Origin of the sequence: Musicola paradisiaca NCPPB 2511 (assembly GCF_000400505.1) — a bacterium.
Taxonomy (GTDB): domain Bacteria; phylum Pseudomonadota; class Gammaproteobacteria; order Enterobacterales; family Enterobacteriaceae; genus Musicola; species Musicola paradisiaca.
This window is the reverse complement of sequence record NZ_CM001857.1, coordinates 3,547,194-3,560,667: the sequence shown is the minus strand read 5'-3', so window position 1 is coordinate 3,560,667 and position 13,474 is coordinate 3,547,194. Positions and strand designations below refer to the sequence as shown.

Here is a 13,474-nt window from a genome sequence, read left to right as displayed (position 1 = left end):
GAAATAATATGAGTCTTGCGAAAAATAGTGTCAGAGAAATCCTTCAGCAACTTGAAGAGCACGGTGCCGATCTGCAGATCAAAGAGGGGCGCTTATTTCTTAATGAAGGCGACACCGCGCTCCCGGCGCCATTACTTGCTGCTGTTCGTAATAACAAAGCGCAGATACTTGAGTACGTTAAAATAAAAAACACCGTCATTACCGATTACCCTCCCTTGACGACAGTTCGTGACAAGGGTGATGAACTGCCGTTGTCTTATTCTCAGGAGCGACTGTGGTTTCTAGAGGAACTTGGGCTGATAGGTGCCGCGTATAATATTTCCGATGCGGTGAAAATAAAGGGCGAGCTGAATATTGATGCTCTGCAAAAGAGTTTTGATGCACTGGTTCGCCGCCATACGGTATTACGCACCTGGTTTGAAAAACGAGGTGATGGTGTCGTTCAGCGCCTGGAGCCTGCCTATCGTGTCGACCTGAAACGGATCGATCTGCGTGAAGAGAGGGATCAAGACGGGCTGCTTCACCTTCTGGCCAAAGAAGAAGGTAGGAAACCTTTTGATCTTGCCCGCGGCAGGTTGCTACGCGCAACGTTGTTGCAGTTGGCTGCCGATGAATATGTTTTGCTGTTAACCATCCATCATATTATCTCTGATGGTTGGTCTATGATCGTCATCATACGTGAAATCAATGCGTTATATTCAAGCTTTATCGGTGGTACGCCGGATAGGTTACCGTCGATTGATTTTGACTATGGCGACTATGTGTTATGGCAGAGACGTTGGTTGACCGACGAGGTCATTGCCTCTGAGTTGGCGTATTGGCGTCAGCAACTGGAGGGGGCGCCAAACATTCTTGAGATCCCCAGCGATTACCCGCGTCCGGCAATACAACGTTTCGAAGGACGGCAGCATCCGTTCGCGTTGGGGCCAAAATTATCCGGTGCGATAAACCAATTGGCGAATGAAGAAGGGCTCACGCCTTTCATGGTGCTACTGGCGGCCTTCAAGCTGTTTCTGCTGCGTTGGACCGGACAGGACGATATGGTGGTGGGCACTGGCATCGCCGGGAGAACGCACCATCAATTTGAGGGCTTAATCGGATTTTTCGTCAATACGCTGGTGATGCGCACCGACCTTTCTGGTGATCCCACGTTTCGAACATTGCTGCACCGGGTACGTGACGTCGCGTTGAATGCCTACGCGCACCAGCACCTGCCGTTTGAAAAACTCGTCGCCGAATTAAGCCCGGAACGGGATCTGTCGCGTCAGCCGCTGGTACAGGTGCACATTGTTCTGCTGAATATGCCCCCTGCGGCGCTTGAACTGCCGAGATTGACATTGACGCGCATCGGTAGCGAAATGACCACCGCCAAGTTTGATCTTTCACTGTTTATTCGTGAAAGCAAAGAACAGGGGTTCCTGTGCGAGTTTGAATACGCAACGGACCTTTACCTGCCAGCGACCGTGGCTCGCATGGCCGAACAGTTGACGGCGTTGTTGCAGGCAGTGACCGCCGCGCCTGGCGAAAAACTCTCTGTTCTGCCGTTTTTGACCGAGACGGAGCGACATAATCAGCTCAGACTGTGGAGCGGCGTGACGCCGCAATCGCAGGAAGTACGTTGCGTACATGAGGTGATCAGTGTTGAGGCCGCGCAAGATCCGTTAGCGATCGCCGTCATGGATGAAGAGGGCTTGTATTGCCGACAGGAGCTTGAACATCGTTCGAATCAGCTCGCTCATTTCCTGCGCCAGGCGGGCATCGGTTATGAAACGGTTGTCGCGGTCTGTCTGCCCACCGGTATAGATTTGATCGTCTCGCTGCTGGCTATCCTGAAAGCGGGAGGAACCTATCTGGCATTGGACACCCGGCACCCTCCTAAACGCCTGGAGAGCATCATGGCCGAAGCGGGGGCGGCGGTGATGATCACCCGGCGAGCGTCTTATTGGCCGGGAGTCGAAAGGCAAATCGCTACCTGCATTATGCTGGATGAGCAGGCGGCGTTGATCAGCCAGTGTGCAAAGACGCCACCGAAGGTGAGTATCCCTCTGGATAACCTGGCCTATCTCGTATACACCTCGGGATCGACGGGAAAACCCAAGGGGGTGATGCTGTCCCATCGTGGGCTAAGCAATCTGGCATTACATCAGTCGCACGCTTTTCATATTAGTGCATCCAGTCGGGTATTACAGTTTGCCAGTATCGCTTTCGATGCCTCGGTATCGGAAATCTTCACGACGTTATATCGCGGTGCAACCCTGTGCTTAATGGGGCGTCAGGGATTTCAGTCCATCGAAAAATTGGCAACACAGATGGTAGAGCTGCGGATCAGTGTTGTGACGTTGCCTCCGGCAATATTGAGCCAGCTTGCGGACTATCGCTTCCCTCATTTAGCAACGTTGATCGTTGCGGGAGAAGCCTGCGCACCTGCAGTCGCGGTGGACTGGGCGCGACATTGCCGGCTGATCAATGCGTACGGGCCAAGCGAGGCTACCGTCTGCGCGACTTGGGGGGAATATGATGGCAGCGGTCGTCCGCCGCCCATCGGGACGCCGCTGGCTAACGTACACGTGTATTTGCTCGATGCATCCCTTGCCGTTGTGCCGGTTGGCGCAGTGGGGGAGCTGTATCTTGGTGGTGTTGCTCTCGCGCGTGGGTATCACCGCCAACCGGGACTCACGGCTGAGCGCTTTATTCCTTCTCCCTTTATTCCCGGAGAGCGGTTATATAAAACGGGCGATTTAGCACGTTTTCTGCCCGATGGGCAGTTAGACTTTCTGGGGCGTAATGATACCCAACTGAAGATCCGCGGACACCGTATCGAACTCGGTGAGATTCATACGGTGCTGTTGTCTCTGGAGGGCGTTAAACAGGCTTACCTCAACGTAAACGATGGCGTTGATGGCTCACAGTTGTTTGCTTATGTGGTAATGAACCATGACTTTACCCATAAAGCGGCTTATCACGACGCGTTGGACGATTCCGTCCAGCAGTGGGCCAGGCTGTTTGATGCAACGGGGGACGTACTGCCCCCTGTGTCGTTGCAGCAACCAGAGGGGGAGGATTACCGGCCCGGTTTTGTCGGCTGGAATAGCAGCTTTACCGGTCAGGCGTTACCGCTCGCTGAGATGCAACAGTGGTTGGAGAATACGGTTGCGCGTATTAGCCGCTATCCGTCACGAAGGATACTGGAGATCGGCTGCGGCTCTGGCTTGATTTTACAACATCTTCTTGCTGACAGTGACTATTATCTTGGCACGGATATTTCAGCTAACACGTTGGCAAAGCTGAAAAAATGGGCAGCGCAACAGGGCGATAGCCATCGGCTTGTTCTCCAGCAATCCCCCGCCGACGCGCTGGCAGATTTACCGCTGGGGCAATTTGATACCGTCATTCTTAATTCAGTTATTCAATATTTCCCCGACGGTCATTATCTGTTGGATGTTTTAACGCAGGCATTACAACGCTTACAACCCGGCGGGCGTATTTTTATCGGTGACGTTCAGCATCTGAAATTAAGCGGGGTCTTTCAGACCGCGCTGGAGCTGTATAAAAGCACGGAAAAACGGCGGGTGGGGGAACTACGCCAACGGGTAAAAGACAGTCTACAAGCAAGTAAGGAACTGGCTGTCGACCCACAATTTTTTGCCTGGCTCCCTGCGTATTTCGAGCAAATCAGTGCAGTTGACATCCAGCTCAAGCGTGGCACCGCCGATAACGAACTCGTTAATTACCGCTATGACGTTGTGCTGCATACCGCCCCCGCAGTGCCAGTAACCCCTCAAGCCGTTTTGCATTGGCCGGAAACCTCGTTAGCGCAACTCGCTGCCGAATTGCAGCAGGCCAGCAATCTTTGCGTCAGCCTGAATGGGGTTGTCAATCAACGATTGGTTCGGGATGTTGCCTGTGTGGCGATGATAGAGAACGCGTCGGCCGATCTGACGCTAGCCGCATTGTGCCCGACGTTTACCGCTGACGTCCCTCTGAGCGAGCAGCCAGAAACGTATTGGGCGCTGGCGGAGCAATACGGCTTTGAGGCGCAGATCCGGTGGTCTGCAACCGCCGATCCCGCGCAGTTTGATGTGCTATTTATACGTAATTCCCCTTCGCAACCGGTTCAACTGGCGTTGACGCGCTCGACCGTGAGCGAACAGGAACTGCTGACCTATGTTAATGACCCGTTGAAATATTGGAAGCAGCAACAGGCAAGCGTGAGGTTACGGGAACAGTTGCAAGAACGGTTGCCGGATTATATGCAACCCAGCGCGATTATCCTGTTGGAGGCATTGCCCCTGACGATCAGCGGCAAAGTTGATACTAATGCGTTACCTGCGCCAGCGAACCTGAGTGAGCGGCTGGCGTACGTTCCGGCTGGCACGCCGACTGAGCAGGTGGTGATTGGCTGTTGGCACGATATTCTGGTGGTGGAGCACATTGGCGCGCAGGATAACTTTTTTGCGTTGGGCGGCCACTCGCTGCTGGCAACCCGAGTGATCACCGCTTTGCAGGCGCATTTCTCTGTTGAACTCTCATTGAGAGATGTGTTTGAACACCCTAGCGTCGCCTTGCTGGCTGCGCATATCGACAGGTTACACCTTTGCGACAGGTCGCTCCCCGCCCTCGTTCCTTATCCCAAGCAGGAAGAGATGGCGCTCTCTTATGCTCAGGAGCGTCTGTGGTTTCTTGAACAACTGGGGCTGTCGGGGCCAGCTTACAATATTGCCGATGCCCTGGAGTTAAACGGCAACCTCAATCTGGCTGCGCTGGAATACAGCTTTGATCAGCTATTGCAACGCCATGAGATTTTACGTACCCGCTTTAGCGAACGTGACGGTATTGCGGTGCAACAGATTGATGATGTCTGGGCGCCAGATATCGAGGTTGAGGATCTCAGCGCGTTGCCTGATCCTGAGGCGCTGGCGTTTGAGCGCATACGTCAGGAAGCATTGCAGACCTTTGTCCTTGAACAAGGGCACCTGATCCGCATGAAGCTGATAAAGCTGGAACCGCAGCGTCATATACTGGCCGTTACGCTGCATCATATTGTGTCTGATGGGTGGTCGATAAGTATTCTTATCAATGAAATAAGCTGCTTTTACCGGGGATATATTCTCGGTGCGATACCGACGCTACCGCCACTGCCAGTACAGTATGTGGATTATGCCATCTGGCAGCGACAATGGCTTAAGGGTGAGGTTCTGACCGCTCAACTGGACTACTGGAAACGGAATTTGGCGCAGGCTAGCTCCTATCTGGCGCTGCCTTACGACCGTCCAAGACCCGCGATCCAGAGTTTTCGCGGCGGCCTGCTCGATAGGCCAATCGGGAAAAGCCTGTCGGATGCGCTCAGTGCGCTGGCAACTCGCCATGCGGCGACGCCTTTTATGCTGTTTATGTCCGCCTTTAATGTGTTGTTAGCGCGCTGGAGTGACCAGAACGATATCGTGGTTGGCACGCCGGTGGCGGGGCGCACTCACAAGGCGCTGGAGGGAGCGATCGGCTTTTTCGTCAATACGGTGGTGATGCGTACCCAGATTGACGGCAGGCTGCCTTTCAGTGCGTTATTGCGTCAGGTGAAAGAGACGTCTTTGTCTGCCTGGGCACATCAGGATCTGCCTTTTGAAAAGCTGGTGGCGGAGCTGCAACCCCAGCGAGATCTTTCGCGCCAGCCGGTATTCCAATATCAGTTGGTATTTCTGAATATCCCTGAACAGCAGTTGGATCTGGAAGGGTTAACACTGACGCCAGCCTCTGTTGGCACGGCGACCGCTAAATATGATCTGACCCTGTATGTTTCAGAGAATGCAGCGGGTTTCCTTTGTCAGTTCGAATACGCAGAAGATCTGTTCGACAGAACGACCATCGAACGCATGGCGGAACAGTTTGACGTACTGCTGCGTGATATCAGCGTACATGACGAATGGCCGGTAGACCGTTTGCAGTTGTTGACCGAGCGGGAGCAACGGCAACTTTTGCTCTGCTTTAATGACACCGCACGACAGGAGAAAAGTTGGCAGCCGCTGCACCGCCGCCTCTCAGAACAGGCGCGACAGCGCCCCGAAAAGGTGGTGCTGATTGTTGAAAATCGTCGCTATCGTTGGCATGAGATCGACGCCCGCTCCAACCAATTAGCGCATTATTTGATGGCGTGCGGCGTCAAACCGGAAACGGTTGTTGGGCTCTGTATGGATCGTTCGTTTGACATGTTGATCGCGCTGTTGGCGATCATGAAAGCGGGGGGCGCCTATCTTCCTTTGGACCCACACTATCCGAACGAAAGACTGGCGCATATGTTGAACGATTCTGGTGCTAGGTTGCTGCTTGTTCGGCAGAAGACCCTCGTTCCCGTTGCCCGCTATCACGGTCAACGGATTGATGTTGATCTCTGTCATGATGAGATAGCCCTACAGCCGACAACCTTACCCTCGGTGGAGATTTTGCCGTGGCACTTGGCGTACATCATCTATACCTCGGGTTCGACTGGCCAGCCTAAAGGGGTCATGATTGAACATCGCGCGCTGATGAATTTCATGGACAGTATGTGTGAGGCCCCAGGCCTGGACGAGGATGATATTTTACTGGCGGTGACGCCCGTCTCATTTGATATCTCTGCCCTTGAGCTCTTTCTGCCGCTGTTGCAGCAGGCTACGCTGGCGATCGCCGATCGAGAGGTCGCAACCGCGGGGGATGCCTTACTCACCTACTTTACCCACATCAACGCGACGGTCATGCAGGCAACCCCATCGACCTGGCGAATGCTGATTGCTGCCGGATGGGGAACTGATCAGCCCTGCAAAATATTGTGCGGCGGCGAGGTGATGGATGATGAACTCCTGCGTCAACTGCTGAAACGCGGAGAGGTCTGGAACCTCTATGGCCCGACGGAAACGACCGTCTGGTCAACACGACAACGATTGGTTGAAGGGGATGATAACGCCTGGCTCGGAGGCCCTCTGGCCAATACGCAGGTCTATATTCTGGACGATGCGCTGTCTCTGGTGCCGATTGGCGGTATCGGAGAGATGTACATCGGTGGTAAAGGATTGGCGCGGGGCTATTACCAGCGTCCGTCACTGACAGCTGAACGTTTCATTCCTTCCCCCTTTGTTCCCGGTGAACGTCTCTATCGCACCGGCGATAGGGTACGAATGAATGTGAATCATCGCATTGAATATATAGGCCGACTGGATTATCAGGTCAAACTCAATGGGCACCGCATTGAATTGAGGGAGATTGAGTCCGTCTTACTGCGGCAGCCGGAGGTGGAGCAGGCCGCAGTAATGGCCAGGTACTGGAATGAAAACGCGAACGAACGTCGTTTGGTGGCTTATTTGCGTCCAGCTAACCTGGAGATCACCGATGAACGTCTCCAGCAGCAGATGCAATTCAGCCTGCACTTTTTTGCCGATGTGGAGAGTCAGGATAAGCGTGAAGATATCTATTCGCTCTATCTCGCGGCGGCGCAGCGTGCGGATGCATTGGGTTTTACGGCGGTGTGGACACCAGAGCGTCACTTTACGGATATCGCAGCCGCTTTCCCCAATCCCGCAACGCTCTGTGCGGCTTTAGCCACCGCGACGAAACATATCGCGTTACGCGCAGGGAGCGTGGTGGCGCCGCTGCACAATCCGCTACGTATTGCTGAAGAGTGGGCGGTTGTGGATCAGCTTTCCGGCGGTCGTGCGGGGGTTGCTTTTGCAACCGGCTGGTTTGCCGATGATTTTGTACTGGCGCCGGAACACTTTGCGGATCGCTACGCGAAGATGCAACACACCATCGAAACGGTACAGCGTCTGTGGCGAGGTGATGCTGTCTTGATGAAAAACGGTGACGGCCAAGAGGTGCCGATACGCTCAAGGCCGCAACCCTTTCAACGCCACATTCCCGTGTGGGCGACGGCTGCCAGCGATCCCGCTAGTTTTATTGATGCGGGCAGGCGGGGATTCAACATCCTGACAGCAATGTTTGGCCTGACATTCGATGAACTGGCGGAGAATATCGCGAAGTATCGTCAGGCGCGGGAAGCGGCTGGGTTTGCACGGGAGGAAGGGACAGTCACGGTGATGCTGCATACTTTTGTTGCAGCCAGTGAGCAGGAGGCCAGAGCGATCGCTGCGGAACCGTTAGCGCGCTATTTCCGCAGCCATGTGACGCTCCGTGAACAGATCCTGCGTAACAGTCCGATAGCGGTAACGGTAGACAAGCGCGATATCGATAAACTGGTTGAGATCTCTGTTGAGCGTTTTTTGCACGATTCTGCGTTGATTGGTTCAATGGATAGCTGTTTGGCGCAGGTGAGAAGGCTCAAGCGAATTGGTGTTAATGAGGTTTCCTGTCTGATTGATTTCGGCATCGCGTCGACGACCGTTCTGAATCACTTGCCGAACATCATCGCGTTGCGCCACCGTTTGGCGGCCGATATCGATCTTGAAGGCTTGCAACGGAACCTAAAGACACAATTGCCGGACATTATGATCCCGACAGAGTTTGTTGTCATGGAGGAATTTCCGCTTACCCCCAATGGAAAACTGGACAGAGCGAGCCTACCTTCCCCGGACTGGGGCTGCGCGGTTGATGCCTGGATGCCGCCGCAAAACGCTATCCAAGCGCGTTTGGTCGCCATATGGTCGGACGTGTTGCGGCTGGAACGCATCGGCATTAACGATAACTTCTTTGCACTGGGCGGGGACTCGATTCAGTCGATCCAAATTGTTGCTCGCGCCAGAAAAGTCGGTATTTATTTTGAGGCGCGTCAGCTATTTGAAAATCAAACCATTGCGCAATTGGCGGCAGTGGTGTCGACAACCGTGGAGGCGTATCAGGATATTACACCCGAGCCGTTCCCACTTTTGCCGATCCAACAGTGGTTCTTCGAGCAGACATTGACGGGGGCATCACACTTTAACCTGTCGTTGACACTGGTCTGTCGCCGTACCTTGGCCGTAGACCCCCTAAAACAGGCGCTTATCGCCTTGATTAACCACCATGACGCGCTGCGCTTGATATTCAGTCGGCGGCAAGGGCAGTGGTTACAGCAGTACGGTGAAACGGCGTCAGACGTTAGCCTCGACTATCACGACCTCTGTGCTTTAGACGCGGCAGAGCACGTACCGGCGATGGCTGCGATCGCCGATCGCATGCAGCGACGTCTCAGTATTGCGGATAACACGCTTATCGTCGTGTCGCTGGTGGAATGCGGTTCACAGCAGCCGCAACGGTTGTTGCTGGTCATTCATCATTTGTTGGTGGACGGCATTTCCTGGCGGATCCTGCTGGAAGACCTGCAAACGCTGTATCAACAGATTGAGGCGGGCAAGCCCCCAGCGCTACCGCGTAAAAATCTCTCACTGCAAGGATGGGTGGAAAAGCTGCAAGGGTACGCTTTCGGGGCGCAAATTGAGCTGGAACGGGCGTTTTGGCGGCAACTGGCGGATCAGGCGCGCACCGTAGCGCCACTGCCGGTGGTGGGGCAACGCCAGGTAAATCTGGCACAAGATAGCAGGATGCTGACTCAGCGCTTATCCGCAGGGATGACGGAGAAACTCGTTCGTGACCTGCCGCGCGTGTTTAACACGAAGATTAATGACGTCCTGTTGACCGCGCTGTTGCAAACCTTTATGCGCTGGACGCGGCAGCCGCGGCTATTGCTACATTTGGAAGGACATGGCCGCGAGGATCTGTTCCCGCAGACGGATATTTCACGCACGGTGGGATGGTTCACCAGCCTGTTCCCGGTATTGCTCGACGAGGAAGGGCTGGCGGCAGATTCGCCAATGGCGTTGCTTCGCGGCGTGAAAGAGCAGTTACGCCGCATCCCTTTCAACGGGTTGGGATACGGCATATTGCGCTATTTGGGGCAGGATGCGCAATTGCAAGCGTTTCCCTCGCCGGAGATCAGTTTCAACTATCTGGGTAATCTGGACGCGGGTCAGGCTGAGGATGGACTGTTTTCACTTAGCGAGCAGCCAATGGGAGAATTACGCCATCCGTTGCAGCAGCGAGAACACCTTATCGATATTAGCGGTGCGTTGACCAACGGTTGCCTGGACATTTACTGGACCTATAACCGAACGTTGCATGATGCGCAAACCATCAACCAACTTGCTGTTGATTTCATGCATGCGCTTGAAGCCTTGGTAGAACACAGCCAAGGTCAAAAGATGCAGTACACCCCCTCCGATTTTCCACTGCTGGGTTGGAAACAACAGGATCTTGACGCGGCTTTCTCCCCTTTCGGCAGTCACGAAAACGTTGAGGACGCCTATCCCTTATCGGCGATGCAGCAGGGGATCTTGTTTCACTCTCTTTACTCGGGTGATCCGAGCGCTTACTACGTCACGTTAAGCTGCACCTTAAGCGGGCATGTTGAGCCCACGTTATTCCAGCAGGCGTGGCGCGAGGTGATTTTGCGCCATCCGGCGTTGCGAACGGCCATCATCGCGGGCGAGAGCCCGTTGCAAGTGGTATTGCGTGAGGCGGATTTGGAATTCCAGGTTGTCGACTGGCAGCACTGTTCAGATGACCTGCTAAAGCGCCGCATGGATGCACTGGTGGTAGAAGATAGACAACGGGCGGTGAATTTTGCCCGTCCGTCGCTGATGCGGATTTATTTAATTAAGCAAGCTGAAAAGCGCTATCGCCTGATTTGGGGTAGCCATTTGATCATTCTTGACGGATGGTCCGTGCCGATTGTGCTTGGCGAGGTGATAAATCGCTATCAGGGATGGCTGAACGATGTTCCCGTCCAGTTGGAATCCGTGGGGGCATACAGAGACTACATCGCCTGGTTGCGCCGTCAGGATAACGACAAGGCACAGGCTTGGTGGGGTGAGCAGCTAAAAGGGTTCACTACGCCGACCCAACTCGGACGCCATCACCATCAGCGCCGCGCGCAGGTTGGTCAACAAGGTAACGTGCACCAAGAATATAATCAGCGCTTTCGCGCGGATATCAACCGGCTGGAACAATTCTGTCAGCAGCACCGTATAACGCTCAATACCTTGGTGCAGGGCGTATGGGCTGAATTGCTCTGCCGCTACACTGGATGCCGTGATGTCATATTTGGGGTCACGGTATCCGGCCGTCCTGCCGAGCTGCCTGCGATTGAAAATAGCGTGGGTCTGTTTATTAGCACGCTACCGTTTCGAGCGAGTTTCGCCGCGACAACACCGCTTATCGAATGGTTATTGGCGTTGCAAGAAACACAAACGCAGCTTTTCCGCTATCAGTACAGCTCGCTGGTTGATATTCATCGTTGGAGTGAGATCCCCGACAGCAGTCTGTTGTTTGAAAGCGTGCTGGTGTATGAGAACTACCCAACGGATAAGGTGACGGGGACTGCGGCGCAGGAAGCGTTGACCATTTCCGATATCAATAATATTGAGCGCAACAGTTTCCCGCTTACTCTGGTGTTTAACACGGGCGACGCGTTGCGGCTGAAATGGGTTTATGACTCTCAACACTTTGAACATTCAGCTATTTTGCGGCTGGCGGAAGCGTTTGAGTTTCTGTTGATGCAGATCGTCAGCGCACAGGAACAGACATTAGCCTCGCTGCGGCTGTTTGATGAGCCAAATTATCAGCGATTAACCCAGCAGTTCAGCACCCGCACAGCTTGCCAGCGCGTGACGACGCTGACTGAACCTGTCCATCGGGCAATCGCGCGTCAGGCTCAACGCTACCCAGAGCGAATCGCGCTGGTTTTCCGTGATGCCACATACAGTTATCGGCAGTTGAATAACGAAGTGAACCAGCTTGCGCGTTACCTGCGCTTGACGGGGATTGCAGGCGGATCGCGAATCGGTATCTGCATGGATAACAGTAGCGAGATGATTATCGCGTTGCTGGGGGTGTTAAAAGCAGGCGCGTCCTATGTGCCGTTGGATAGGTATCACCCGCAGGCGCGGCTTGCCTATATGGTTAACGATGCCAAGCCCGCTTTGATTATCACGGATATAGCAGGCCGCGAGAGTGTGACGAAGCTGGGCACGTCATGCTTCTGCTTGAGCGATGAGAAAGAGACGCTGAGCGCCTTTTCTGTGGAGGAACTTGGCGCGATTGAACCGGACGGTGATGACGAGGCTTACGTTATCTACACGTCTGGAACGACCGGATGGCCGAAAGGCGTGAGTATCGGGCACGCGGCGTTTGGCAACTATGTTGCGCACGCCGTAGATGAATATTTATCTCTGGATAACACGTCGCGATCTTTCGCCAGCTACGTTTTTCTTCCGCTGACCTTCGATGCATCGGTGACCGCCATCTACGCCCCGCTGGTGGCAGGTAAAGCGATATTTATCAGTGATGCTAACAAAACCCAACCGTTCTCAGATATCCCTCGCGCAGACGCGGGCTTTGAGTTTATCAAACTGACACCGGCGCACCTGCGGTTATTGCAGATCAAGGGCGAGAGACTGGAGAACGTCGATCGGCTTGTGGTGGGTGGCGAGGCACTGACCGCCAACGACCTGCAACAATGCGCAGAGATAGCGGTGATTAATGAGTATGGACCGACTGAAACCACCGTGGGCTCCACCCTGTTCCGCACGACGGCAGGGAAGGCAGAGGCGAAGGTGCCGATCGGTCGCCCCATCAGAAATGTGACCCACTACGTTTTCAATCAGGTCGATGGCGAAATAATGCTGGCCCCGATTGGAATGGCGGGCGAACTGTATATCGGCGGCGTCGGTGTCGCGCTGGGATATGTCAATAACGCAGCGTTGACCGAACGAAGATTTATCACCTCGCCCTTCAACAGCAAAGAACGCCTGTATCGCACGGGAGACAGGGTCTGTTGGCGTGAGGACGGCGTGCTGGAGTATCTCGGTAGAGTGGACCGGCAGGTCAAACTGCGTGGTTATCGCATTGAAGAGGAAGAGATCGAGGCGGTAATCAGGGCGATTGATGGTGTGCGTGAGGCGGCGGTGACGCTGTGTAATCCACACAGCGAGCAGGCGTATCTGGCCGCTTATGTGGTAATGGCGAGCGACAATGTCGCAGAGCCCGCCGCCGTACGTGAACAACTGCAAGCCGCACTGGCGCACACGTTGCCGCGCGACCTTATTCCCAGCCGGTGGTCTTTGCTGCCTGCGTTGCCATTAACCCGCAATGGCAAGGTGGATTATGCCGGGTTGGCGGCCATGCCGCCGGAGGAAGAGAGCCCGGTTGCCTTGAGTTCGACGCTGGAAATCGCGCTGGCCGAAATATGGTCGGAGGTCTTGGAACCGTCGCAGATTGGTGCCAGTTCACGCTTCTTCGACCTCGGCGGCAATTCCCTTAATGCCATGCGTATCGTCGTGGCCATCAAGAAGAAATATGGCGTGATGATGCCGATAGGGAGTTTGTTGGATAACCCTTCTTTCAACCATTTTTCCGCGCAATTTGAACTGCTGCTTATGAATGCTGAGGCTGTCTCGCCTTCTGATGGTTCAGAGGAGATGGTTGGCGTGAGCGGTGTGATTTAGCGAAACCTTGGCTG

1 protein-coding gene is annotated in these 13,474 nt (G+C 54.4%); it reads left to right on the top strand.

Annotation, left to right across the window (positions count from 1 at the left end; genetic code table 11):
* Window positions 1–8 precede the first annotated feature (8 nt).
* Complete coding sequence (locus DPA2511_RS15740) at window positions 9–13,460, top strand: non-ribosomal peptide synthetase (protein ID WP_015854738.1); 13,452 nt, start codon at window positions 9–11, stop codon at window positions 13,458–13,460.
* Window positions 13,461–13,474: the final 14 nt, after the last annotated feature.

Excerpts from the sequence above, each read along its gene's own strand:
- DPA2511_RS15740 (WP_015854738.1), top strand. The coding sequence starts at position 9 with ATGAGTCTTGCGAAAAATAGTGTCAGAGAAATCCTTCAGCAACTTGAA.